27 protein-coding genes and 2 pseudogenes are annotated in these 25,555 nt (G+C 34.2%); 14 read left to right on the top strand and 15 right to left on the bottom strand.

Annotation, left to right across the window (positions count from 1 at the left end; genetic code table 11):
* Positions 1 to 68 precede the first annotated feature (68 nt).
* A complete protein-coding gene (locus P700755_RS01560) occupies positions 69 to 1,220 on the top strand; it encodes a sensor histidine kinase (RefSeq protein WP_015022998.1) in 1,152 nt (383 codons plus the stop codon).
* Here the strand turns inward: P700755_RS01560 and obgE are convergent.
* The 4 genes from obgE to P700755_RS01540 form a co-directional block, all read right to left on the bottom strand.
* On the bottom strand, positions 1,207 to 2,226 hold the full coding sequence (obgE, locus tag P700755_RS01555) for a GTPase ObgE (protein ID WP_015022997.1): 1,020 nt from the start codon (positions 2,224 to 2,226) through the stop codon (positions 1,207 to 1,209). The genes P700755_RS01560 and obgE overlap by 14 nt on opposite strands.
* Before the next feature lie 9 nt (positions 2,227 to 2,235).
* Positions 2,236 to 2,823 carry an adenylate kinase gene (locus P700755_RS21070; protein WP_015022996.1) on the bottom strand — a complete coding sequence of 196 codons (588 nt, stop codon included), beginning with the start codon at positions 2,821 to 2,823 and terminating at the stop codon, positions 2,236 to 2,238.
* Positions 2,816 to 3,355 (bottom strand): hypoxanthine phosphoribosyltransferase, encoded by a 540-nt coding sequence (hpt, locus tag P700755_RS21065; RefSeq protein ID WP_015022995.1) that lies wholly within the window; start codon positions 3,353 to 3,355, stop codon positions 2,816 to 2,818. Before hpt ends, P700755_RS21070 begins: the two co-directional genes overlap by 8 nt.
* A gap of 142 nt (positions 3,356 to 3,497) precedes the next feature.
* On the bottom strand, positions 3,498 to 4,904 hold the full coding sequence (locus P700755_RS01540; protein WP_015022994.1) for a trypsin-like peptidase domain-containing protein: 1,407 nt from the start codon (positions 4,902 to 4,904) through the stop codon (positions 3,498 to 3,500).
* Between the two features lie 126 nt (positions 4,905 to 5,030).
* On the opposite strand from P700755_RS01540, the gene dapF reads away from it, so the two are divergent.
* The 3 genes from dapF to mltG are packed head-to-tail and all read left to right on the top strand — an operon-like array spanning position 5,031 to position 7,369.
* The gene (gene dapF, locus P700755_RS01535; protein ID WP_015022993.1) at positions 5,031 to 5,822 is read left to right on the top strand and encodes a diaminopimelate epimerase; all 792 of its coding nucleotides are present in this window, start codon (positions 5,031 to 5,033) and stop codon (positions 5,820 to 5,822) included.
* A complete protein-coding gene (locus tag P700755_RS01530; RefSeq protein ID WP_015022992.1) occupies positions 5,809 to 6,336 on the top strand; it encodes a GNAT family N-acetyltransferase in 528 nt (175 codons plus the stop codon). The genes dapF and P700755_RS01530 overlap by 14 nt, the downstream gene beginning before the upstream one ends.
* Positions 6,326 to 7,369, top strand: coding sequence for an endolytic transglycosylase MltG (gene mltG / locus P700755_RS01525; protein WP_015022991.1), 1,044 nt, complete (start codon positions 6,326 to 6,328; stop codon positions 7,367 to 7,369). The genes P700755_RS01530 and mltG overlap by 11 nt, the downstream gene beginning before the upstream one ends.
* Positions 7,370 to 7,442: 73 nt before the next feature.
* Here the strand turns inward: mltG and P700755_RS01520 are convergent, their stop codons facing one another.
* A complete protein-coding gene (locus tag P700755_RS01520) occupies positions 7,443 to 9,074 on the bottom strand; it encodes an ABC-F family ATP-binding cassette domain-containing protein (RefSeq protein WP_015022990.1) in 1,632 nt (543 codons plus the stop codon).
* A 170-nt stretch (positions 9,075 to 9,244) separates the two neighbouring features.
* Between P700755_RS01520 and P700755_RS01515 the strand changes: the two genes are divergently transcribed.
* The 3 genes and pseudogenes from P700755_RS01515 to P700755_RS01510 all read left to right on the top strand — a co-directional run bounded on the left by P700755_RS01515 (position 9,245) and on the right by P700755_RS01510 (position 12,233).
* Positions 9,245 to 10,615, top strand: a complete 1,371-nt coding sequence (locus P700755_RS01515; protein WP_157609236.1) for a TlpA family protein disulfide reductase — start codon at positions 9,245 to 9,247, stop codon at positions 10,613 to 10,615.
* A 97-nt stretch (positions 10,616 to 10,712) separates the two neighbouring features.
* Positions 10,713 to 10,865, top strand: coding sequence for a hypothetical protein (locus tag P700755_RS20230; protein WP_169314457.1), 153 nt, complete (start codon positions 10,713 to 10,715; stop codon positions 10,863 to 10,865).
* A 172-nt stretch (positions 10,866 to 11,037) separates the two neighbouring features.
* Positions 11,038 to 12,233: pseudogene (locus tag P700755_RS01510) on the top strand (GTP-binding protein).
* A 162-nt stretch (positions 12,234 to 12,395) separates the two neighbouring features.
* On the opposite strand, the gene P700755_RS01505 reads toward P700755_RS01510, so the two are convergent.
* The 5 genes from P700755_RS01505 to P700755_RS01485 all read right to left on the bottom strand — a co-directional run bounded on the left by P700755_RS01505 (position 12,396) and on the right by P700755_RS01485 (position 15,986).
* On the bottom strand, positions 12,396 to 13,148 hold the full coding sequence (locus tag P700755_RS01505) for a carbonic anhydrase family protein (protein ID WP_015022988.1): 753 nt from the start codon (positions 13,146 to 13,148) through the stop codon (positions 12,396 to 12,398).
* A 322-nt stretch (positions 13,149 to 13,470) separates the two neighbouring features.
* On the bottom strand, positions 13,471 to 14,076 hold the full coding sequence (locus P700755_RS01500) for a hypothetical protein (RefSeq protein WP_015022987.1): 606 nt from the start codon (positions 14,074 to 14,076) through the stop codon (positions 13,471 to 13,473).
* Positions 14,077 to 14,087: 11 nt separating this feature from the next.
* The gene (locus P700755_RS01495; protein WP_015022986.1) at positions 14,088 to 14,777 is read right to left on the bottom strand and encodes a DUF2490 domain-containing protein; all 690 of its coding nucleotides are present in this window, start codon (positions 14,775 to 14,777) and stop codon (positions 14,088 to 14,090) included.
* A 37-nt stretch (positions 14,778 to 14,814) separates the two neighbouring features.
* The gene (locus P700755_RS01490) at positions 14,815 to 15,078 is read right to left on the bottom strand and encodes a hypothetical protein (protein WP_015022985.1); all 264 of its coding nucleotides are present in this window, start codon (positions 15,076 to 15,078) and stop codon (positions 14,815 to 14,817) included.
* A gap of 158 nt (positions 15,079 to 15,236) precedes the next feature.
* The gene (locus tag P700755_RS01485) at positions 15,237 to 15,986 is read right to left on the bottom strand and encodes a LytR/AlgR family response regulator transcription factor (RefSeq protein ID WP_015022984.1); all 750 of its coding nucleotides are present in this window, start codon (positions 15,984 to 15,986) and stop codon (positions 15,237 to 15,239) included.
* A gap of 95 nt (positions 15,987 to 16,081) precedes the next feature.
* Here P700755_RS01485 and tnpA point away from each other — a divergent pair, with 95 nt between their 5' ends.
* On the top strand, positions 16,082 to 16,537 hold the full coding sequence (gene tnpA / locus P700755_RS01480; protein WP_015022983.1) for an IS200/IS605 family transposase: 456 nt from the start codon (positions 16,082 to 16,084) through the stop codon (positions 16,535 to 16,537).
* A 100-nt stretch (positions 16,538 to 16,637) separates the two neighbouring features.
* Here the strand turns inward: tnpA and P700755_RS01475 are convergent, their stop codons facing one another.
* Positions 16,638 to 17,660, bottom strand: a complete 1,023-nt coding sequence (locus tag P700755_RS01475; RefSeq protein WP_015022982.1) for a sensor histidine kinase — start codon at positions 17,658 to 17,660, stop codon at positions 16,638 to 16,640.
* A gap of 157 nt (positions 17,661 to 17,817) precedes the next feature.
* Between P700755_RS01475 and P700755_RS01470 the strand changes: the two are divergent.
* The 5 genes and pseudogenes from P700755_RS01470 to P700755_RS01450 all read left to right on the top strand — a co-directional run.
* A pseudogene (locus tag P700755_RS01470) lies at positions 17,818 to 18,138 on the top strand (hypothetical protein); the annotation flags it as partial.
* A gap of 3 nt (positions 18,139 to 18,141) precedes the next feature.
* Positions 18,142 to 18,609, top strand: a complete 468-nt coding sequence (locus P700755_RS01465) for a hypothetical protein (RefSeq protein ID WP_015022981.1) — start codon at positions 18,142 to 18,144, stop codon at positions 18,607 to 18,609.
* A gap of 11 nt (positions 18,610 to 18,620) precedes the next feature.
* Positions 18,621 to 19,121, top strand: coding sequence for a hypothetical protein (locus tag P700755_RS01460; protein ID WP_015022980.1), 501 nt, complete (start codon positions 18,621 to 18,623; stop codon positions 19,119 to 19,121).
* 320 nt (positions 19,122 to 19,441) lie between these two features.
* Entirely contained in the window at positions 19,442 to 19,828 is a 387-nt protein-coding gene (locus P700755_RS01455) for an RHS repeat domain-containing protein (protein WP_051007917.1), read from the top strand.
* A gap of 183 nt (positions 19,829 to 20,011) precedes the next feature.
* Complete coding sequence (locus P700755_RS01450; protein ID WP_015022979.1) at positions 20,012 to 20,329, top strand: hypothetical protein; 318 nt, start codon at positions 20,012 to 20,014, stop codon at positions 20,327 to 20,329.
* Positions 20,330 to 20,353: 24 nt separating this feature from the next.
* On the opposite strand, the gene P700755_RS01445 is transcribed toward P700755_RS01450, so the two are convergent.
* A complete protein-coding gene (locus P700755_RS01445; protein WP_015022720.1) occupies positions 20,354 to 21,388 on the bottom strand; it encodes an IS630 family transposase in 1,035 nt (344 codons plus the stop codon).
* A 209-nt stretch (positions 21,389 to 21,597) separates the two neighbouring features.
* Here P700755_RS01445 and P700755_RS01440 point away from each other — a divergent pair, with 209 nt between their 5' ends.
* On the top strand, positions 21,598 to 21,894 hold the full coding sequence (locus P700755_RS01440) for a hypothetical protein (RefSeq protein ID WP_015022978.1): 297 nt from the start codon (positions 21,598 to 21,600) through the stop codon (positions 21,892 to 21,894).
* A 185-nt stretch (positions 21,895 to 22,079) separates the two neighbouring features.
* Here P700755_RS01440 and P700755_RS01435 read toward each other — a convergent pair whose 3' ends face one another.
* From P700755_RS01435 to P700755_RS01425, 3 genes are all read right to left on the bottom strand, one after another.
* Positions 22,080 to 22,388, bottom strand: a complete 309-nt coding sequence (locus tag P700755_RS01435) for a hypothetical protein (protein WP_015022976.1) — start codon at positions 22,386 to 22,388, stop codon at positions 22,080 to 22,082.
* 218 nt (positions 22,389 to 22,606) lie between these two features.
* Entirely contained in the window at positions 22,607 to 23,002 is a 396-nt protein-coding gene (locus tag P700755_RS01430) for a nuclear transport factor 2 family protein (RefSeq protein ID WP_015022975.1), read from the bottom strand.
* Between the two features lie 128 nt (positions 23,003 to 23,130).
* Complete coding sequence (locus P700755_RS01425; RefSeq protein ID WP_015022974.1) at positions 23,131 to 24,609, bottom strand: carboxypeptidase-like regulatory domain-containing protein; 1,479 nt, start codon at positions 24,607 to 24,609, stop codon at positions 23,131 to 23,133.
* Between the last annotated feature and the right edge of the window lie 946 nt (positions 24,610 to 25,555).

Genomic DNA, 25,555 nt, shown 5'->3' with positions numbered 1-25,555 from the left:
ATTTCATTTTTAAAAGAAGTATACTACATCATATCGCTTTTCGTTATTATTGTGTAAATAATAAATCCATGAAATTTTTTGAAAACACCGTCTACGCTAGACTTTTTATTCTAATTACTTCTTTTGTTGTTATTGGGGTTGTTGTCTGGAATATTTCTGTGTTTTATGAGGGTGTGAAACAGGAAGAGCGAGAAAAAATGAGGATATGGTCTTACGCCCAAGAATCGATAAATAAAGCAGGAGAAGAGCAAGATTTGAATCTCGAACTGGAGATATTGAATGCCAATAATGATATTCCTATGTTTATTGTTGATGAGTCCAATCAATTTAAGGAAGTTAATAATATTCCAGAAAGCATTTCAAAAGACTCTACAAAACTCAGGCGATATTTTGAATCTGTTAAAGCCCAAAATCAACCTATAGTCATTGACTTAGATAAGGTTGGTAAGCAATATTTATATTATAGTGATTCTGCTGTGCTCACTAAAATTAAATATTATCCCTTCATCCTTTTGCTTATTATTTTTCTTTTGCTAGGGTTAATTTACCTGTATTATATCACTGCAAAAAATAGTGAGAAGAATAAACTTTGGGCAGGGATGGCTAAAGAAACTGCACACCAAATAGGCACACCACTATCTTCACTTGTGGGTTGGATGGAAATTTTAAGATCAGAAAATGTCAATCCAGACTATATTAAGGAAATTGAAAAAGATATAGATCGCCTAAGAACAATTACGGAGCGTTTTTCTAAAGTAGGCTCAAAGCTCACCTTAGAAAAGGCTAGCCTTAATACAGTGGTGGAACATTCTTTTAATTACCTAAGAGATAGAAGTTCTAAATTGATTGAATTTTCAGTTGAGCTACCAGATAAGGAACTCACTTGTAAACTGAATCCAGTCCTTTTAAGTTGGACGATAGAAAATCTCACCAAAAATGCTATCGATGCTATGAAGGGTAGGGGGGAACTAAGTCTTCTGTTATTTGAAGAAAAGAATGGATTTAAAATCCATATCAAGGATACTGGAAAAGGAATTCCAGCTTCAAAATTTAAAACTATTTTTCAGCCTGGCTATTCCACAAAAAAGAGAGGGTGGGGTCTTGGACTCTCACTTTCTAAACGAATTGTAGAAGATTATCATTATGGTAAAATTCGGGTTTTAACCAGTTCTGCAGAGAAGGGGACTACCTTTGAAATAAGACTACCTAAGCTTTCTTAATCTTATCTTCGTTCAATGTTTTCCATAACAAATCTTTCAGAGGTTGTAATCCTTGCTGTGCGATAGATGAGATAAAGACGTGTGGAATAGTATCAAACGCATGTTCAATTTCTTCAGCCAATTCAGTTTTTAGCTCATCATCCAAAAGATCAGACTTGGTAATCGCAATAACTCTAGACTTGTCCAAGAGTTCAGGGTTATAACGCCTAAGTTCATCTAATAAGATTTCATATTGTTTTTTAACGCTTCCAGCATCCGCAGGAATAAGAAATAATAAGGTTGAATTTCTTTCAATATGTCTTAAAAACCTATATCCTAATCCTTTTCCTTCTGCAGCTCCTTCAATTATTCCAGGAATGTCTGCAACTACAAAAGTTTTGTAATCTCTGTATTGTACAATACCCAAATTGGGCTTTAGTGTGGTGAATTCGTAATTTGCAATTTTTGGTTTTGCAGCGGTTATAACTGAAAGTAAAGTGGACTTGCCTGCATTTGGAAATCCAACCAATCCAACATCTGCAAGAAGTTTGAGCTCTAAAGTAATATCTAGTTCTTGACCAAGAATACCGGGTTGAACATAGCGTGGAGTTTGGTTGGTCGAACTTTTAAAATAAGAATTACCTTTACCACCCATTCCACCTTGTGCAACGATATATTCCTCTTCATGCTCCGTCATTTCCTTAATAACTTCATTAGTTACTGTATCACGGATAACTGTTCCTAGTGGGATTTCTATGTACTGATCCTCACCTCCTGCACCCGTACTGGTTTCCTTACCACCGTGTCCTCCATGTGTAGCTCTAATGTGTCTTTTAAACTTAAGATGAAACAAGGTCCAGAGATCTTTATTCGTTTTAAAAATGATATGACCACCACGACCACCATCACCACCGTCTGGACCACCTTTCGGGATATATTTTTCCCGTCTCATATGCGCGGAGCCTTTTCCTCCATTTCCAGATTTTAAGTGTATTTTGATATAGTCTACAAAGTTACCTTCTGTCATAATAGTAAGCTAAATGCTCGATTTATATAAAGAGTCAATGACTTTACTGATGCGTTGAGTAATCTCAGAAATTGAGCCCACACCATTCACACCAAAGTATTTATCCTCTTTTTTGTAAAATTCCTTAAGAATTTCCGTTTCATTATAATATACTTTTATTCTGTTGCGAATCACTTCTTCGCTGGCATCGTCTTTACGCCCCGAGGTTTTGCCTCGTTCCAATAACCGCTCAACAATAACACCATCTGCAACTTCTAAAGCGACCATTGAGTTAATTTGAGAGTTTTTTGAAATCATTAATTTGTTTAAAGACTTAGCTTGTGATTGAGTTCTTGGAAACCCATCAAAAATAAACCCTTTGCTATCGAGATGGTCTTCAACTTTGGCATTGAGCATTTTAATGGTGACTTCATCGGGAACTAAAGCACCTTTATCCATATAAGATTTGGCTAGTTTTCCAAGTTCAGTTTCATTTTTGATATTGTACCTAAACAAATCTCCTGTTGAAATATGTACAAGTCCATATTTCTCCTTAAGGTGTTCTGCTTGTGTTCCTTTTCCAGCGCCTGGAGGGCCAAATAACACGATGTTAATCATCTATACTTGATTTAAGTTGATATATTTCTGGCAAATTTCTTCCTAATCCATTATAATCCAATCCATAACCTACGATAAACTTATTTGGAATTTCCAGCCCAACATAATCTATAGGAAGGGATTTCTTATAAGCTTCTGGCTTAAAAAATAGGCTTGCTATTTTGAAGGAAGCTACCCCTTCTTTTTTTAATTGACTAACAATATGTTCTAGCGTAAGTCCTGTATCTACGATATCTTCAATTACAATAACGTCTCTGTCTTTCAAGTTTCCCGCTCCAAGCAATGTGCTCACTTCACCCGAAGAAGAAGTTCCTTTGTAGGAAGCTAATTTAGTAAAACTGACTTCACAATCTCCTTTGTAATATTTCAATAAGTCAGATAAAAACATAAAGGCACCATTTAAAATTCCTAAGAAAATAGGAGTTTTTGAAGAGTAGTCTTTGGAAAGTTCTTCAGCGAGTTGCTTTACAGTATCTTGAATCTTTTCAGGACCTAGATAGGGTTCGAATTCTAAATCGTGAAGTTTGATCATTCTGTTGAATTTAATAAAAGCGCAAATATAGGAATTCATAACCTATTAATGGGTACAACTCAGTGAATAGGAAAGTAAAATTAAAAAACTCCCAATCTATGAGATTGAGAGTTTTATTTTGAATTGAAAAAGCTAATTCCATTTACCTAAATACATACGTTTTTTCTTGTCCTTTTGGGGTTAGAAAGGTCACTAGCATAGGTTCTTCAGGATTTTTATTTTTTATGATAGACTTTACATCTTCAATTGTGTAAACCTCCTTGTCATTAATTTTAGTAATCAATACACCCGTGATATCGTTTTTAGTAAAACTATTTGGTAAAACCTTACTGATGACAACGCCCGAAGACGCACCATATTTTTGAAGTTGATCTTCTGAAATCTCTGATACTTCTAAACCGATATCTTCAATCTGGTAGACTTTAAAGATATCCAAGGTTACTTTAGACTCACGTTCGTTATTATTTCTCAAGTAAGTAATAGTCACAGTTTCTCCTGGATTTTTCGAACTTAAGTAACCTGTCATATCTGCAAACTTTCTGATTTTAATATCATCGATAGATTTAATAATATCACCTTTTTTAAGACCTGCTTTATAGGCACCACCTTTAGGGTCTACTCCATCGATATAAAAGCCTTGTGATATTTCGATTTCCAGTTGTTTTGCTGTCTCGCTACTCAAGTCGGTTCCTCTAATCCCTAGTACTGCTTTTCTTACATTACCAAATTCGATTAAATCTTCAACTATTTTTTTGGCATTGTTACTTGGAATAGCAAAAGAATAGCCTACGAAGGAGCCGGTTTGAGAAGTGATGGCGGTGTTAATACCTATGAGTTCTCCTCGTGTGTTAACCAAAGCACCACCGCTATTTCCAGGATTCACTGCGGCGTCTGTTTGTATAAAAGACTGAAATTGATCATCACTTCCACTCAAATCTCTAGCCTTTGCACTTACAATACCTGCAGTTACTGTAGAGGTGAGGTTAAATGGATTACCAACGGCTAGGACCCACTCGCCAACCTTAATTTGATCGGAATCTCCAAAAGGGAGATAATCCAAATTTGTCGCGTCTATTTTTAATAAAGCAATGTCGTTTTGAGATGAAGTGCCGATGACTTCTGCCACATAGGTTTTGTTATTATTTAAGGTGACTTGAAGTTCAGAGGCTCCTTTAATCACATGATTATTGGTGACTATTAATCCATCGGGACTCAAGATTACTCCGGATCCGGCACCTCTTATTGCTTTTTGAGTTTCTCCGCTTCCGTAGTAGTAGTCAAATAAACTTCTAGGTTGCCTTGTAGTGGCTACATTTTTTACGTGAACAACGGCGTTTACGGTTCTTTCTGCAGCCTCAGTGAAATTTAATTCAGACTTTTCTTCTAGAGCTGAAGTAAGCTGCGCTGTTGGATTCATACTATCTTGTTGCCAGGGTACTTGGTAAGATTCGGAAATTAAGGGCGGTGCCTCAAAAAAGATTTTATATACACCAATGCTAAGAAAGCTGACCATTAGAGCTAGAACAAAAAATTTAATGTTTTTTTTCATGACTAGTATTATTTTAGTGAATTTAAAATTACTTTATGTCTTTATATTAAGAATGAATTTAACCCATTTTTAACCCAAGCGTTTCCCTTATTATTATCCTATATTTGCAGATTACAATTACTATTAATGGACTTACATTTCTTTAAATATCAGGGAACGGGAAACGATTTTGTACTTATTGATAACAGGATCCCAATTTTCAAAAACGATGCCAAATTCATCCAAGGCTTATGTGATAGACGATTTGGTGTAGGAGCGGACGGTCTTATTTTACTGGAAAATCCATCCGATTCTATTTCAGATTTCAAAATGATTTATTTTAACGCAGATGGCAAAGAAAGCAGCATGTGTGGGAATGGTGGGAGATGTATAGTTGCTTTTGCAAAACAACTTGGCATTATCGATTCTGAAACAACTTTTGAAGCTGTAGATGGCTTACATTCTGCTATAATTAAAGGGGAAACAGTCAGTTTAAAAATGATAGACGTTCCCACTGTAAATTTAAGTAGAGAAGCTTCTTTTATGAATACAGGTTCTCCACACCACGTAGCTTTTGTGGATGATGTGAAAGATTTTGATGTTTTTGCACAGGGTCGCAGAATAAGAAATCTTCCCAACTATGAGGCTATAGGAGGAACCAATGTTAACTTTATTCAAGTTATTGACGGAGATGTCCATGTAAGAACCTATGAAAGGGGAGTGGAAGATGAAACCTATTCTTGTGGCACCGGAGTTACTGCTGCAGCTATAACATCAAAAATGGCCAATAAAGTTGAAGATTTGCCGGTGAAGGTTCTTACTAAAGGCGGATCTTTGGAAGTTGATTTTGAAATTGAAGGTTTAAATGCAGCTAAAAATATTTGGTTAAAGGGACCTGCTACATTCGTATTTGAAGGAAATTATAATGATAAAACTTAAAAGTTCACACATTTTACTTAGAGCCTTGATCTTAGAAGATTTGGATTTTCTTGAGCTGGTGGAAAATGATGAACACTTTTGGTATTTAAGTGATACGGTTCAGCCCTTCTCTAGATCGGTCTTAAAAGAGTACTTACAAAATGCTTACAAAGATATTTATGAAGTTAAGCAAATGCGACTGGTTATTGCCTTGCATAATAAGCAACCTATTGGATTTATAGATCTTTATGATTTTGATCCTAAGAATAAGCGAGCCGGTCTTGGTATTCTAATTCTTAAGGATTACCAGGCTAAAGGTTATGGTACAGAAGCTTTGGAATTGATGTTAGATTATACTTTTGATGTCTTGGATTTGCATCAAATATTCGCTTCAATTATAGAAAATAACAAAAATAGTTTAAGGCTTTTTAAAAGCTTTGGATTTGAAGAAATTGGTCTTAAGAAAGATTGGAGATTTAATGCTGGTAAATTTCAAAGTGAATATTTACTTCAAAAAATAATGCATGTACATTAAAAAAATATTAATCGCAGCTTCTGCGGTAGGTCTAGTTATTCTAGGTGTTATAAGTTACGCTATTTACACAACTATTTTCTCTCCAAATACCACTTTCGAAACTGAAAAGCAATCGGTTTATATTTTAACAGGGAGTAGTCTTCAGCAGGTTGTTGATCAGATTCATCCTTTACTTAGAAACACAGAGGATTTTATTACTGTGGCAGAAAAGAAAGGCTATCAAAATTCAATAAGAGCCGGTCATTTTGTGTTGGAAAAAGGAATGAATAATAACAAAATTGTCAACACTTTACGATCTAGGAATGTTCCCATACAAGTTAGCTTTAACAACCAACATAGGCTAGAAGAACTTTCTGGAAGAATTGCAGAACAAATTGAAGCCGACAGCATATCTCTATTATCTGCAATGGTGGATAGTACTTTTTTGGATTCTCTACAAATAACAGCTCTAGAAAGCCTAAAATTTTATATTCCAAATACCTACGAATTTTACTGGAATACCTCTGGAGAAGAATTTCGGGATAGAATGGTCAATTATTATACTGAATTTTGGAATACAAGCCGAACTAAAAAGGCTAACGCTCTCAATTTGACACCTACAGAAGTCATGTCTTTAGCGGCTATAGTTCAAAAAGAAACCGCTAAAGTAGAGGAGCGACCTAAGGTTGCTGGAGTTTATTTAAATAGACTTCGCATTGGAATGAAGTTACAAGCAGACCCTACGGTAATTTTTGCCATCCAAAACCAAAATCAAGATTTTGAAACTCCAATTAAACGTGTTTTGTATAAGGATTTAGATTTGGACTCTCCTTATAACACTTACAAGAACAAAGGATTACCTCCAGGGCTTATCGCTATGCCGGATGTGTCTTCTATAGACGCTGTGCTGAATGCAGAATCTCATGACTATTTGTATTTCGTTGCTGATACAGAAAATATGGGGTATCATAAATTTGCTAAAACTTATGCACAGCATAACCGCAATGCTCGGATCTATCAAAACTGGGTGAATGAGCAAAAGATTTATAGATAAAATTTAATCTCCTTTATCAACTAAAAAAGACCTCGAATCTCGAAGTCTTTTTTAGTTGATGATGTATTGGCTTTTAGGCTTCTACGGCATACATCTTTTCACGTTGTTCTTTGATTTTGGGATCCGACATGTATTCATCGAATGTTGAAAATTTGTCAATGATGCCATTAGGTGTGAGTTCAATCACTCTATTACCTACTGTTTGTGCAAATTGATGATCATGAGTAGTAAGTAAAATATTTCCTTTGAAATTCTTTAAAGAATTATTGAAAGCGGTTATGGTTTCAAGATCTAAGTGATTGGTAGGTTCATCTAAAATCAAAACATTGGCTCTAGTCATCATCATTCTACTAACCATACACCTTACTTTTTCACCTCCAGAAAGTACATTACAAGTCTTTAGTGCTTCATCGCCACTAAAAAGCATTTTGCCTAAAAACCCACGGATGTGAACTTCCTCTCTCTCTTCTTCAGTTTTAGCCCATTGTCTTAGCCAATCTACAAGAGAAAATTTACTTTCGAAATAGTCACTATTGTCGTTAGGTAAGTAGGATTGATTGGTCGTGACTCCCCATTTATAAGAGCCTGTATCTGGTTCTGCATTGCCATTGATGATTTCATATAAAGCACTGGTAGCACGAGAATCTTTTGAATAAAAGACCACTTTATCACTTTTGTTTAAATTGATGTGAACATTTTTAAAAATGACTTCACCGTCTATGCTAGCCGATAGGTTTTCAGCATGTAAAATTTGATCTCCAGCTTCTCTTTCTTTTTCAAAAATAATAGCAGGATATCTTCTATTCGAAGGTTTGATATTCTGGAAGTCCAATTTGTCCAACATTTTCTTTCTCGACGTCGCTTGCTTCGACTTAGACACGTTAGCACTAAAACGCTCAATAAATTGTTGAAGTTCTTTTTTCTTTTCTTCAGACTTTTTGTTTTGCTGTGCACGTTGCTTGGCAGCGAGTTGAGACGACTCATACCAAAAGGTATAGTTACCGCTATAATGGTTGATTTTTCCAAAATCTATATCAGAGATATGAGTACAAACCGCATCTAAGAAGTGACGGTCGTGAGAAACCACAATAACGGTGTTATTGAAGTTTGCTAAGAAATTCTCCAACCAAGATATAGTTTCATAATCTAAATCGTTGGTAGGCTCATCCATAATTAATACATCAGGATTTCCAAAAATAGCTTTAGCTAAGAGTACTCTCACTTTTTGTGGTCCATCTAAGTCCTTAATCAATGTATAGTGAGAACTTGACTCTATACCTAAATTAGAAAGTAGGGCAGCGGCATTACTCTCGGCATTCCAACCGTCCATTTCTTCAAATTCAACTTGAAGGACTCCAACGCGTTCACCATCAGCATCATTAAAATCTTCTTTGGCATAGATCTCATCCATTTCCTTTTTGATCTTGTAAAGCGGCTCATTCCCGATTACGACCGTCTCTAGGACATTATAATTATCAAACATGGAGTGATCTTGTTCCAAGACAGACATCCGTTTACCAGACTCTAAGGTGACATTGCCAGAAGTGGGATCCATTTTGTTAGAAATGATATTTAGGAACGTTGATTTTCCAGCACCATTGGCACCAATAATACCATAGCAATTCCCAGTGGTAAAGGTCGTATTGACTTCATCAAAAAGAATACGTTTACCAAATTGCACAGAAAGATTTGAAACTGAAAGCATAATAAATCTAATTTTTTGCAAAAGTAATCAATTTATGACAATTCATGAAGGATTAACAAAACTGCTTTTTTAACTGTGAGTTAACATATTCAACGATTTGGTAAAGTTAGATTTGTGTGGATTGTTCAGTTTTTATGAGATATACCTACCTATTACTAATATTAAGTTTTTTGTCATGTACAAATCACACTGAAGATAAGGAAACTTATGTCGGTGGTAGAATTGTTAACCCAAATACTAATTACGTCACTCTTAAACATAATGATGACATTATTGACACCATTGCTTTAGATTCTAACAATAACTTCGGTTTCAGATTTTCTATAGATAAAGAATCTGTTTATACTTTTAAGCACCATCCAGAAAGTCAATCGATGTATTTGAAGCCCGGAGATAGTTCAGTATTAAGGGTGAATACTATGGCCTTTGACGAATCCTTAAGTTTTGATGGAGACTCTTCAGAAGAAAATAATTTTTTGATCAACATGTTTCTTCTTAATGAAGAGGATAACGATCTAATTCTTTCCTACTATAGAATATCTCCAGACGCTTTTACCAAAAAAACTGACTCTTTGAGGGCATTAAGACTGGCAAAATTCAACACTCTAGAGAGTAAATCGAATTTTAGTCCTTACTTTAAGAATATCGCCTTAAGTACTATTAATTATGAACATTATGATATGCGAGAACGCTACGCATTTCTCATAAGGAAATACATCCCAGTAAAATTTAAAGAATTTCCAAAAGATTATTTTAGCTATCGAGAAGATGTGAATTTTAATGATTCCGATTTAGTTTCCAACTTTAGTTATATGCGATTTTTGGATAACTATCTTAAAAATTATTCTATTGAAGTTTGTGAACCTTCCAACAGAGAGTGCTTCGATTTGAATGACCATAAAAACCTAAAGCGACGGTTGAATTTAGTTCACGAGTTATTTGAAAATGACTATTTGAAAACCAACTTTTTTAATCGACTAATTCGGCGCGAAATTGTTTTTTCTCAAACTAAAGCTCAGCTAGAAGAAACCTTATCCATCATTCAGAAATTTGATCGCCCTACATTAGATGAAGAAGAATTACATCAATTAACAGCTATTCAAAGTCAATATCTAATAGGGAGTAGCTTGAAAGAGGCAAGATTTAAATCCACCAGTTCAGACACTCTAAGTTTTAAATCTCTTGCTCAAGGACAGCCTGTGGTTTTGTATACGTGGTCCGCTTTATCCTTGGAGGCCAAAAAAAGCAATTTGAAAAAAATCGATGAGTTGAGAGATAAATATCCTAAAGTTAAGTTTTTAAGTATAAACTTAGATTTTCAAAACGGAGCTCTTTGGCAAAATGCGTTAAAACAACTCGACTTTAAATATAGCACCGAATTTCAAATTATCTCTGATGCCCCCTTTAGTAAGTATTCTTTTTTTAGAAATTATCTCAATAAAGTATATGTTGTTGATCAATCTTTTACAATTACAGATAATTCTTTGAACCTAAATGATCCTAAGTTAGAGAATCATATCCTGAGTTTATTAAATCGTTAAAATCTTGTAAGGTGTTGGTGTCTAGTTATTTTCACATCATAAAACAGGACAATATCATAAAAAGGCATAATTTAAAGCATTTAAATTATGCCTTTTTATGAACATCAAGAATATTGCTATTATTGCTCACGTCTACTACGGTATAACAACCTTGGGAGATAAAATTATGCATTACTGTAAATTGTTTCGCGACAACGAATCAACAGGAGATCTTATCTTATACCAAATTAGACCAATAATGTCGCAATAAATCGTTTTACCGATACGAATTCGGCACAGGCTTTTTTCGCCTGCTTTTCATCAAAAATAATTACCGTAGCTAATGCTATGCTACTTATTTTTGATTTCAATCAATCAAAAAACCTGTGCTGAGCTACGTCGTAGTATAATTCAATTTATTCATACGGCATTATAAATATAATTTGGTATTAGATACTAATGATTTGGAGCGTTAGGGTGGAATTACTATTGTATCTAAAAATGTCTCTGTAGTCTATAAAGACACCAAAATAGATAGTATTGACACTCCTGGTCACACCGATTTTGGAGGAGAAGTAGAGCGTATTTTGAATATGGCCGATTGAGTTTTGCTATTGGTAGATGCCTTTGAAGGTCCTATGCCACAGAAGCGTTTCGTTTTACAAAAAGCTTTAGATTTAGGTCTTAAGCCATGTGTTGTTATCAATAAAGTCGATAAGCTTAATTGTACTCTAGAAGAGGTACACGAAAAAGTGTTTGACTTGATGTTTGAGTTTGGTGCAGAAGAATGGCAATTGGACTTTCCCGCTGTTTACGGTTCGGCACTTAATAACTGGATGAGTGATAGCCCGAAAGAAAAAACTGAAAATAGTGAACCTCTATTGGACATGGTTATTGAACATGTTGACTCTGCTGAGGTTAGAGAAGGAAAAACACAACTACTTATTACCTCTTTAGACTTTTCGTCTTAAATGGGTCGTATAGCTATTGGACGTGGTGTCATGCACTTATCTCTTCTTATTGAAACAATGAGAAGAGAAGGTTAAGAACTTCAAATCGGTCAACTTCAGGTAATTATAAAGGAGATTGACGGTGTTAAGTGTGAGTCGATTGAAGAATTGACTATTGATTTACCGGAAGATATTTCAGGTAAATCCGTTGAAATGATAACCTTGAGAAAAGGTGAAATGCTAAGTATGGAAGGTAAAGGAAACCGAATGACTATTCAGTTTTAATCCCTTCACGTGGTATCATTGGTTTAAGAAATCAATTGATGACTGCTACTGCTGGTAAAGCGTTTATAGCTCACTTTTATAAAGAATTTCAACCTCTCAAAGGCAATATTTCTCAACGTCAAAATGGTTTGTTGGTATCTATGGAAAAAGGAAAAGCTATTCCTTATTCTATCGAGAAGCTTCAAGACAGAGGCAAGTTTTTTGTCACACCAGGCAAAGAAATTTATGAAGGTCAGGTGATAGGTGAAAATTCAAGATCTGACGATATGACCGTCAACATCACTAAAACCAAAAAACGATTTATTGCGTCATTATAGGTCTAATTTGGTATAACCCCAAAACACTTGAGAATTAGAAAAGTATACCTGAAGGAAATGGATAGAAAAAAATATAAGATTATTTAAATTCTATTTGGTTTAGAACCATATAAACTAAAAAAAAGCCTGTTTAATTTCTTAAACAGGCTTTTTGATTTAAATTAAACGAAGATCCAAATGGTAAAAGTTCTAAATTTTAAGATGGCACTTAAATATTCTACATTATAGATATTTTGTTTCAATAGGACTCTATTCTAACCAAACAACCTTCCCATTATCCATATCATAAACGGAACCTACAATTTTTATTTCTCCGTTAGCCTCCATTTCTTTTAGAATAGGACTGTTTATTCTAATTTGGTCTATAGTATTTTTTACATTGCTCTCACAGACCATATGTACAAATTCTTCATTCTTAGACGTTCTTTCTCCAGCATATTCTATGCTTTCCACAGCGGGCTTTATATTTCCTAGCATAGAGGTTATGTTTCCCAATTTCACATCATCTATGGCTGCTTTTATGGCGCCGCAGTGTTCGTGACCCATTACTAAAATAAGTTTTGAACCGGAAACTTTACAAGCAAATTCCATGCTACCCAAGATATCTTCATTCACAAAGTTACCAGCTACTCTAGCGACGAATAGGTCGCCAATTCCTCGGTCAAAAACATCTTCAACAGGTACTCTGCTGTCCACACAGGATAGCACTATTGCTTTAGGAAACTGTGAAAGCGTGCTATTTCTAACCTGTTTGGAATGGTCTCTTTTGGTAAGATCATTATTTGTAAAACGAACATTTCCTTCTTTAAGCGATTTGATGACCTGGTCTGGAGTTAAGGCGTCTTGCTCTTGCTTGGATAATACTTTTTCAACCAGGGCTTCAGATTGGGTTTTCGCTTCTGAATTTGATTCTTCCAAATTTGTCTTCTTCTCTAGATTGCAGGCTAATAAAGAGAAAAAAGTAAATGTAACTACTATAATTTTTAAAGGGTTTTTCATCATATTTAGTTTTTGAGTTTGATTGAATTTATTATTAATCTTATTTTTAAAGGCTAGGATTCGTAGTAGCTCTATTTGTTAATACAAAGCTGATTTTTTACAATAAATCATTTAATTATTGAAGGCTATAAAACTAAATATTAACCATTTAATGAGAATTGTTAGTTTTATGAGCTTAATTTATTTTTGAGGACGCAAATACCTATTGGTAGTTAGATTTAAGCAGGTTTTCTGCTTTAGCCTCTAATACTTAGGTGGTTTTATAGCATAATGATTAAATTTTGTCCTTTCTAGATGGTTTTTAATCATTAAGCTGTTGTTGATACTAATTTGGCGAATAAGGTAAAGACGATTGGTGAGCTGCTATTCTTAGTTTCCCATTTTTATCTTTAACATAGGCAAAGGTATATTCGACTTTTACATCGCTACCATCATCCATTGTAAAATAATAGTTTCCCATAGCTATTGCCACTCGACAATTATTGTTGATAATACCAATATTTTCAAACTTAACATTGCTATAGGGTTTAATTGCAAAGCCATTATCTTCTGGGTAAGCATCGTTGTCCCCTACAAAATAGGAAAGCGCAGCATCAAAACTTGGTCTAAACTGACGTTCGGAGGCTAATGTTGGTTTAAATAATACACTCCCTAAATCATAGCCGTACTTATCTTGTATAAATTCGGCTGCTTCATTGGAGTAATCGCCACCTTCAGTATATACATTACCAATCCGCACAATGCCATCGCCCCATTGTTTTTGGGCCTTTACCGCTTCTAATTCAGAAATACATTCATCTGAATATAATAGCGCTTTTTCTTCATTTGAAGTTTCTTGACCTTTTTTCTCTTCAGCTGTTGTGCTTGTATTTGTACAACTCACTAAACCTAAAGCTGAGAATAGTGTGATTGTATAAAATAATCGTTTCATAATTTGTTGTTTTAAAAGTTTAAGTTTTGATGTAAACTAAATTGGAGTTGACCTTTGGTCCAATTATTGGTTTCTTGACGCATCCAACCTAATTGAATACGGGAACTAGAACTTAGGGCATAGCCCAAACCAAAATAGGTCCTGTTACGGTCAAATAATTCAAGATCGGATACACCATTTGAGCGCTCACCATTCATAAACAGTTCGTTATAAAATGCGGCGTAAAACACTCCTTTTTTTAATTCTGTACCATTTAAAGTAATGTTCAAAAATAAATTGTAACGCAAACGTGTTCTAAAGTCTTGGTTTTCTACCCACCGTTGCTCGTACCTAAAGCGATGCGTTAAAAAAAAGCGCTTAGCGATTTTTTGAGGTATCAGTGCTTCTTGATATATTCTGTTTTCGCCGAAGGTGTTATCGCTTTCACCTGGTGTGCCAGTTGTAATATTAGCATAACCTACAGTAAAAACAGCAGTGGTGTTTTTGGGTGTATAAGTCAACCCAGATCTCAATAATAATTGTTCGAGATCACCAATGGTATTCCAATGACGGTATTGAAAGTCACCTTGAATACCCCAAGCACTTTCGTTCAAATTTACGTTGTAAAAATACATGTACCATGCACCAAGTTTAGATTCTTCAACTTGGGCTAAGGAGTTATAGGATAGGAAAAATCCTATTAAAATAAAATAAATTTTCATTGAATCGTATTTAAGTTAAAAAGAAGCTTCAGTTCTGTTAACTCAATACATCTGGGGGAATCAGTTTTAATTCTAAGTGGATTTGATCAAAACTAAGTAGGCAAAATTTAAACTTTCTATTTTTTATAAAAAGGAATTTAAAATTGGGGTTTAGAAATGAATTTATAAAGATGTCTTCTTCATTAAACACTTTTCTTTCTTCAACCTCAATAGTAAGATTCACCTCAGTAACATCGATCGTATAATCATCGACTTGGGATGTGAATAGCGATAAAGCTAAGATGAAATAGATAAGTCTCATTTCTTAAATTATAGTATAAATTTAAACTATAACTATTAATTTGCTTGATTCGTTAAAATATATTTAACTAAAACCTAAAAAGTATCACTATTTTTTAAAGATGGTTTTAGAGTTTATAGAATCTTTATTTGACTGAACTAGAAGATGTTTACTCCATATTATCCGATCCATTTCTTAAAGTCAGAGACACGCTCCCTACTCACTATGGCTGGTTCCTTTACTCCCTTAAGATTGACTTTGATCCGACTTGAAGAATAGCTCACCAGATCTTGTATGGCTTTATAATTAATAAAATGGCTTCTATTAATTCTAAAAAAATCGGTAGTTGGCAATTGCTGTTCTAAGGTGTTCAAAGAATCATCGATAACATAACTCTTACCTTCAAATGTAACGAGGGAAGTTGCTTTGTATTCGCTATAAAAACAGGCAATCTCGTCTATCGGATAGGTTTTAATATGGTCTCCTACTTTGACTGAAAACCTTGTTTTAAAAGAAGATGTTGAAGTTTGCTCCTGCATCAAATTCTTTAAAGCCTCTGGATCGATGAGTTTTGGAATATGTCTTTTTTCGAATTTCTGGAGGGCATGCGAAAGTTCTTCGACATCTATGGGTTTTAGGAGGTAATCGATACTGTTCAACTTAAAAGCCTTTAAGGCATATTCATCGTAGGCTGTTGTGAAAATAATATCAGCTTCTACTTTCACCTTTTCAAAAATTTCAAAAGATAATCCATCGCTCAATTGGATGTCGAGAAATATCAAATCCACTTTAGGTTGATGTTGAAACCAGTCAATAGACTCTTCGACCGAATGTAACTTTTGCTGAACCTCATAACCCAAGTCATTAATGATGCGTTCTAAACGTCTAGCGGCAGGTTTTTCGTCTTCTATGATTACAAGGGTTTTCATCTCAATAAAATTAGGTTTATACTATTAGTTTTCAATTTTTTAATCACTTAGGGTTTAATTCCCCGCTGCTTGCAGCGTAAGTTTTAGATTTTTGTATGACCAATAGTAAATATATACACAAATCACATAATGTTTCAGTATTGTTGTACCATTTTGTTTTTCCTGCAAAGTATCGAAGGTTAGTTTTTGACAAAAAAGTGGATCACACCTTGATAGAGGTGTGTCTTGAAATTGAAAAACGCTATGAGATTCATTCTTTAGAGATAGGTATCGATAAGGATCACGCTCATTTTTTGTTGCAATCGGTTCCGCTGAAAAGTCCCAAGTCAATAGTGAAGATGTTGAAAAGTAGTACGGTCAGAGAGATATTTCAAAGGCATCCAGAAGTAAAGAAAATAGTATGGGGTGGAGCTTTTTGGTCTAGCGGTTATTTTGTGAACACTGTGAGTAAATTCGGGATGGAGAGTGCTATATCGAAATACGTTCGTGATCAGGGAATGGATAAGGAATATGATGTGCTACATAAAAAAGATCAGATGAGGTTGTTCTGATTTTTTTTGGATACCTCGTATGCTTGCATCGAGGTAGTTCATTTAAAGTAGTCTTTTATTTTTTGTCTGTTTCCTAGGCTTGAGCTCGTACGTTTTGAGGTTAAATTAGAGGAAGTTTCACTTTAAAGTGAGTCGAATTCTCTTCTAATAAAATTTCTTTATCGGTAAAGACTGCAAAACGCTTTATAATATTATCTAGACCAATGCCCTTCCTATTCGAGGTCTTGGGTTTAAGGTTTAATGTGTTTTCAACCACTAAGTAGTTTTCGTCTATATAAATGTGAATGTGTAGGGGTTGGTGTTCAGTCACTTTATTGTGTTTGATGGCATTTTCCAATAAAAGCTGAAGAGAAAGGGGGATAATTTGGAAGGTGTTATCTGAAATAGAAATTTTAAAAAGCAGACTATCTTCAAATCTCATCATCAATAAGTTGAGGTAAGTTTTTGCAAATTTAATTTCAGACTCTAAAGAAACCAAATCTTCTTGGCGCTGGTCTAGAACATACCTGTAAACTTTAGACATGGCATTGGTGAATTCGGAAGCTTTTTTGGGATCCTCCTCAATAAGTGCCGAAAGTACATTAAGACTATTGAATAAAAAGTGAGGGTCGAGCTGGTCCTTTAAGGCTCTGTGTTGGGCTTTGGTATTTTCATTGATTTCACGTTGGACTTTTAATTCAGCTTCCACACCAAATTTATAAAAGTAATAGGCGTGAAAAGAAAGAGTAACAATGAGAGCTATAAATACTGGAAATAGATAATCCCAAAAACTTAGATTAGATAAAAAACCTTCAAAGGTATTCCCATAAATCCAAACGCTATGTAAGAGTCGAGCTGTCAAAAATCCCAAGACCGAAACAATAACCGAACCTGGAATTCCTAAAGCAGTGAGTGTTTTCGGGTCTTTACTCCATGAAAATTTGAGCTCAATTAATGTGAAAAAAACAATGTTGAAGGTTCCTATAATAAAAGCATAAGAGAAATTGACAATAAGAGATTTATAGTCTAGGAGCTTATTATAATCATAACCACCGCCCATATAGTTGATGAATTGGATAACAATAGCAATTATTGCCGAGATCCATAAAAATCTTAAGAACTGCTGTAAAGGTTTCGTTTTCATAAGTGAATTTTTTCTGAACTCAAAAATAGAAGATTAAGATACAAAGAAACCTAAAAAATTGATGAGTTGTAAAATAAGGTAGATGAGTTGAAGTTGAAAGTTATTATGACTAGTTTAATGTGTTCAAAACAAATTCTTAAGGTTTTATTTAATCATCTTGGGCTATAAAACAATTGAAGATTATAGCGATAGTAGCTCTATCTGTTTTGATGATTTAGGAATCGAACCTGCCGGAACGTTTTATGGTAAGGATTTGAACGTAATGAGCGAAGTGCTTTTATCTCGTTACGAATTATATCTAAAAACCAAACATAAAACCAAGACTCACGCCACTACCAACCTTAACGCAGTGGAACTCGAAGAAGGCAATGGTAATCGTGTTCGGAGGGGGATGTGGGAACTTTTTAATTCAATAGGTTTTGGTATGTCATATTTGCCAGGAGGTGATGGAAACGGCTTTTCGAATGGATTAAAATGAGCTTTGATTGGTGCTGTATCGGGAGCAGTAGTTGGAGGTGCTATAGGAGGTTTTACAACACCTAAAAGTCATAATATATGGACAGGAAATAGAATTCGTCCAGCAATCGAATCCATTTCAGAATTGAAGTCTATTGGAAAGTTAAACCCTTATGACAAAGGAAAGGAAGGGCTGAAATTATCTCAAACGAAATTAATAAAAAATCAATATCGATCAAATGTCTTTGATTCAGATTATAACGAAGCTTTAAAAAAATGGAATAATATTAAAAATCAATACAAAATTGACCAACCCAGCAGTTTCCCTGATGGCTTTTCAAAACAGATGCCTGATGGCTCAACAATAAATTCACAGTTTTATTATGGAGGAAAGGAGAATCCAACTGGTTGGAATATAAAAATAATTACTACTTTTCCTAAACCTCCGATTGTGGAAATACCAGCTGAACACATTAGGTTTTTCCATCCTTAAATTAAATACAAATGATTAGTTTAAATAAAAATACAATAGAAATTTTAAAGTTAGTTCTTGGATCTTGTATAATAGAAGTATCATCTCCAGGCATTAAAGTTAATATAAAAGGAGACATGAATTCTTTAAAGATGGCTTTTAATTTCAAATTAAAGGACTGTATTTTGAAAAATGTAGCTATGGTATGCGACTATAAAATAGGGTTCTACGATTTAGAAAGCGGGAATGTGATTTACGACTATGATATTTTAAAAAATCATGTAGATTATAAAGAATCTATTCCCATTAATTGTGGGCCTATTAATAAAATTATGGTTTTTGGAAGAATAATATCAGGTGATGATAAAAAAGAATTAATTACTTTTAATAAAAAATTATTTAATGGAAAAATAGAAACAAATGATGTTTTCTTATTTCAATCCATTACAGACGATCACCTCCTTATTGTGTTTGATAATTTTCTCCCAAGTTTTACAATTCATCATTCAAAAGCAAGTATAGATTTATTTTAAAAAAACAAAAAAGATATTTATGAATTGAAACAAGTAATTAAATAGTCTCCATAGCATTATATTGATTGTTAACGTTTTAAAGTCAAATGGTATGGTTGCTATAAATAATAATGTAAATTTAGAAACAACTAATATCAATTAGATTAAATTGAGTTCTTTCACTGAAAATATAACATCCAACCAATCAATCAATAAGGTTTTCTAGACCTGGTTTAAATATTGATGATTCAGTTGCTGCCTTAAATAAAAATGCACTAAATAAATCTTCTGGTTATTGTACAAAATATGTTAGGATTGCACTTATAAAGGGAGGTAAGAATATGAATGGTCGTCTCTACGATCCTATCTTAAGAAGATTTATTGCTCCAGATAATCACATACAAGACCCCTACAATACTCAAAATTTTAATAGATATGGGTATGTGTATAACAATCCTTTAATGTACAGTGATCCTAGTGGTGAGTTGTTCTGGTTCGCAATTGCCGCAGGAGCATTTATTGGAGGGATGTCTTCTGCCATTCAAGGAGGTAATTTTGGAGATATACTTTTAGGAGCTGTAGTAGGGGGTATTGCTGGTGGTGTTGGCGCTGGTGTTGGCGCTGGTGTAGGTGGCTTTTGGCTCTGGAGCCTTAAGTGGATTTGGTGCAGGAGCAGGTATAGGCGCGATGAGTGGTTTTGCAGGTGGTTTTGTTGGTGCTGCGGGTAATGGCCTGGTAAATGGTTCTAATTTTGGAGATGGTTTATTGGTGGAGCTTTGGGTGCAGTTGCAGGGGGATTGTTAGGTGGTCTTTCAGGTGGAATAAGAGCTACAAAAGATGGAAGATATTTCCGGAGTGGTAAACACAAGCCTATAAAATCTGTGAATTTTTAAAATTAAGTAAATATTATCATGACAGGATTTAAGAAAATAAAAGGCTGGAGAAAATATTATTTAATTACTATTATACCTATTATGCTTATAGTTATTGTTTATACTAATTATAAGGATTCAAAAAAGTATGACCGCATATCGATGATTATTAAATCTTCAGAGGTTGATATTCATGTTGATAAAGCATATGTAGATAGAAGTATAGTTATTTTAAATGATAGTTTGATGCTTCCTTCTTATACTAAGCTTGAAGAGGGTGTAAAAGATGATAGTTTCTCTTATCAACAAGCTTCAAAGTTCAAACTCAATATAGCAGACATCAATGCTCCATATTAACCTCGCACTTAAAGATCTTTAATTTTAGGCAGCATATTTGATGCTCTCATGTTTAAAATATTTTGCTACCCTTTCGCTATCATTTTGAAGCATTTTCATATGATTCTCTAAATTTTCTTTCATTTTTTCTTGTGTTTTTGGTGCCGGTTTATCCGAGAGTCCATACTTTAAATCGCAATTCAGATATTCATCTGGGTTTCGCTCAGGTGAGTATGATGGCAGGTAAAATAGTTCTATGGTTTCGCCATTTTCTTCCGCCCATTTCTTTACAACTTTACTATGATGGACTCGTAAATTATCAAGGATTAAGAATACTTTGGTTTCTTGCGATTTGATGAGCTGTTCTAAAAATTGAATAAATACATCTGAGTTCATATTTTCTTTATATATCATAAACTGAATTAAACCCTGATTTGTAACTGTAGAAATCATGTTGATTGAAAACCGCTTCGACATATGTTTTTTAACAGGAGTTTTTCCTTTTGGAGCATAGGAACGTCCATGATGATTATTGTTTTTTACACCCGTTTCATCCCCCCAATGGATAGTTGCCTTCTCTTGTTTTGCCTTCCCTTTTATTGCTGGGTATTCTTCGTCTAACCATTTTTGAACTTTTTTGGAACATTGTTCATAAGCTCTCTTTTTTGGCTTTTGAGGCGTGAATCCCCAAGCGTTGAGATAATTACCGACAGCTCTTCTTCCGATTGTAATACTAAACTCTCTTGCTATCAAATCCCTTACTGCCCTTGTAGTCCACAAAGCATAATCTAACTTTAGTTGATCGGGCATTACATCAATAATCATTTTTTGGATTGCAGCTTCTTGATCTTTATTGAGTAGTTTTCGATCTTCTGATTTGACTCCTCGTTTTTGATATGACAAAGATTTATGACCTTCTTTATTGTAAAGCTTCCACCAATCTCTAACAGTATTTACATGAACACCGTAAAACAGAGCTATGTCTTTTTTTTTATCTCCACGTTTTATCATTTTTACAGCATCCCTTCGAATTATACCTCTTTCCTGATCAGAAACACTCCTTAAGTCTATTTTTTCCATCTATAAATATACGAAATATTTAACTATAAATAAAGAACTATTGATTCGAAGTTAATACCTACTGATAAAAGACAGTAATTCTTGGATTATAAAATTAGTTAAGACACAAGATACTCTAATTTTTAGGCTTCCTGATCCAAACGAAAAGGATCCGTTAGATCTCACTTTTTCGGATTTGTATGACGCACTATTTAAAGAAAAATAATACTATGAGAAAAATCAAATTTATAGGAGGTGCTAGACTCGGAGGTGTAAATTACACTTGGCCATTGGTTATTTTAACTACTACGGAGTCTGAACTTATTCTTAAGACGATCTTTCAAAATAAATATATATTCCCAAAGGAGGATATTCATGACATTAAATCAATGACTTGGTTACCAATTTTAGCTGAAGGCATTAAAATCAGTCATAAAGTCTCAAGCTACCCAGAATTTATAACATTTTGGTATTGGAAACCCTATCAATTCCTTAAAAGCTTAAAGTCTTTGGGCTTTAAACTTTGAACTTTTAAACAGAAACCTCTAAAATTAAGTTGTTTGTATTGGCTTGTGCTTGAGTTGTAACCGTGAAAAATAATATGACTGCAAAAGACTTAATTTGCTTTAATTTGTTGTTCATGGTAATTAATAGTAACCTGTGTAGAATTAAATGATGAAATTCATATTGAAGATATATTTGACTCCTAGATCTAGAAGTCATTATTATCCATTAAAGTTCCTTCAGCATCAAATTTTAGCTTATTCATAACATCTCCAGAGCTGAAACAACAACTGAAAAAGAATTGATCGCGAAATATCACTTTTTGAATATTCGCAAAATTTTCAGGGCTTTCTTTAAAAAGTCTACCAAGATCTGAGTGGTCATAATCAGAGTCTAATTCTGATAAGTTTTCTACCGAAGCGTGTTCTATTCCCGAAGATGTCTTTACAGACAATTGAGAAGTGCCTGCACTAGTAAAGTTCGCTGATCCATAAATTATTTCAATTGTCTCTTCCATGTTCTTATTTTTGTTTGTATCTGCAAAATTAATTCCAATTCTATTTGTTCCTACTATCTTTACGTGAAATTTAAGAGGAATGCTTTACTTTTGTTAGTAATACGTTAATGGTAAGCTATATTGAATGTCTAGAAGCCGCTTAATTTTGAGGTCTATTTAAATTAAATGTGATTTAATCTTCTACAGGATGTTGAAGATTCCACACAAAAAATAAACATTTACTCTCTTATAAAATCACATCTTATAATTTTATGATTCTCTATTTTGTAAATAGCTATTATTAAAACAGGCTTTTCACTATTGGATCGTCCGGTGATATATTCGTAATCGATGACGGTTTGACCTAGAGCTTGTCGAGACGTTACTAGGCTATGAAGGTTTGGAGACGATTGAAATAATTTTCTGTAAGTCGTTTTAAAATTGGCTTTCCCTTTAATAAAAGGTTCAGTATCACCGTAATTATAGGCTTCAGCGTCTTCTGCAAACACTTCTAAAAAAGCTTCTATATCTCCTTTGTTATAGGCGTCCAACTGAAGTTGTACAACTTCTCGAGGAGTTTGTGAAAAACATTGGAAACTAATTAATATGCTTAAACTTATTATAATAGACTTCATAGTATTGTTTTACGATTAAAGATAAACGTTTTAAAACATGTCTTTTTACGATGGTTATTTATAGTTCTCTTATTCCTTTAGAGCACTTTTTGGTGTGCCTTAAGGTTTAATAAAACTCCAAAAACAGACTAGTCGTAAGTCTTAATTGCTTCTGTAGCTTCTATAATATTATAATCTTTCCAATAATCGAGATCGTATTGGTCTACTTCATCGATAAGAATGTAATCCTCAAGCTTAAGTGTGGAGGCTGATTCTGGAGAAATGCTTTGATACTGGACCCCGACGTATTCGATGGTCTCTATCGTATTATATTCTAGCTCAAATTCAAAATTCAGCTTTTTGCGTTCACTTCTTTTAGGGTTGTTTTCTTTAAAAGCTAGACTTCGATTAATGTATGCGTAATTACCATCAATTTGTTTGATGTATTTAGGATAATAACTGTCTTCATCAGTTTTAGAAAACACATAAAATCCACTATCAGTATAGGCGTTGACCTTGATGCCTAAGACAAATTTTAAATTGAGGTTCATGGCTTTCCTGCCTTCTTCTAGTTCGTATTTATAACTCACCATGCCAAAATCACGAGTATGTATGTAAAGGTCTCCTATATATTTTGCTTTTCTTCGATCTGGAGTAAATTGAATATGATAACAAGGTTCACCATAAACGGTGGTAACTCCTTTAAGCTCGTAGGTATAATATTTAGGGCTAGTAAAAAAATCGTTGGTAAATTTGGTGGCGAATTTTTTATAGCTCTCACCTTGCCAATTGTATTTGTTATACAAGGTATCTGGGACTTTCTCTTGACTATTTTCTAAACTTTCTATCATCTCATTCAACGAAACGTCTTTATCTATGGGGATAATTCCGGTTCTAACTTTGAAGGAGTGAGGAGATTTTAAAGTTTTCAGCAATTCGAAAAAAACCTGCTCTTGGATATCATCCGCATCAAAGGTTTTATCTCTATTGATCAGTTTTAGTGCTTTTTGATGTTTAGTCATAAGGGTATCTTCAAATATAAAGACGTCCGAAAGCCGTTCCTGATAAGATATAGACGAATTTCCTGTAATTTTTTTTCCAATTCTTTTCATATTTTCATTTATCTCCCTTCGTTCCGCTTTGCTCATAAAGGAAGCCTTCTTTACATCTATTCCAAAAGTTTCAGCTTTATAATCATCATTAAGACGGGTGAAGATTTGAATCTGAGCGGCATTGAGAACATGATTCTCTTTAATTCCAGCTTTAAACTTTTCTAGGATTTCTTCCGCAGTTAGTTTTTTATCAGATAGAAAAACTTCATCCAGCTCATAAGTAGCTGGTTTCAGTAGTATGATTTGGTTATTCTTAAAATCGCTTAATAGAATTTCAAGAGTTTCAAAACCCATTGATGAAAATAATATGGCTGTGTTTTCATCTGTTGATTTACGTTGTAGAACAAAATACCCCTCCTCATTGGAAATGACTCCATAGCGATTACCCAATTGCACATTAACGTAGGGGATTCCATTTTGAGTATTAGCCTCAATAATACGACCTCGAAGACTTTGTGCAGAAAGTTGAACATTAAAAATCAGTAGGAGTAGGGCAGAACTTAAAATGTGTTTCATTTGGATAATTTTTAGTAAGACGAAGAAGGCAAAAGATTGTTACAGAGGCGAGACTAATTAATCTGATATTTAGACTTTCAAAATTTATGTCGTACCTAGATTCTTGTTTTTATTTTGTGATGGTTTCAAAAGAATCTTTGCCTATCAAAAACAAAAAGAGTCCTCGTCAAAGCAAAATAGCTTCTCTGTCGGAATGACAACACGCCGTTGTCATTCTGAAGGAGTTTTTGACGACTGAAGAATCTTTGCCTGTCGAAAGCATAAAGGTTCCTTGTTGAAATTAAAAGATTCCTCGTCGAAGTAAAAAACTTCTCTGTCGGAATGACAACGAGATTCCTCGTCGAAGCAAAACAGCTTCTCTGTCGGAATGACAATCCGCCGCTATCATTCTGAAGGAGCTTTTTCGCGACTGAAGAATCTTTGCCTGTCGGAATGACAACGAGATTCCTCGTCGAAGCAAAAACAGTTTCTCTGTCGGAATGACAATATGCCGCTGTCATTCTGAAGGAGCTTTTGACGACTGAAGAATCTTCCTGTCGAAAGCATAAAGATTCCTCGTCGAAGAAAAAAACTTCTCTGTCGGAATGACAACACGCTACTGTCATTCTGAAGGAGTTTTTGACGACTGAAGAATCTTTGCGTGTCGGAATGACAAGGAGATTCCTCGTCGAAGCAAAAACAGCTTCTCTGTCGGAATGACAAAAAGATTCCTCGTCGAAGCAAAAAAAGCTTCTCTGTCGGAATGACAAAAAGATTTCTCGTCGAAGCAAAAACAGCTTCTCTGTCGGAATGACAAGTAGATTCCTCGTCGAAGTAAAAAACTTCTCTGTCGGAATGACAAAATGAGTCCTCTTCAGTTAAAAATTTGACTTCTCACGTGGAGTATTCAAGTTTGATGGAGTTAATAAGTTATTTTTAAACCAATAAGCGAACTGGATTAAATTCA

Origin of the sequence: Psychroflexus torquis ATCC 700755 (assembly GCF_000153485.2) — a bacterium.
In the GTDB taxonomy this organism is placed as follows: domain Bacteria; phylum Bacteroidota; class Bacteroidia; order Flavobacteriales; family Flavobacteriaceae; genus Psychroflexus; species Psychroflexus torquis.
The sequence above is the reverse complement of the archived record's forward strand: the minus strand, read 5'-3'. Positions and strand labels throughout refer to the sequence as shown.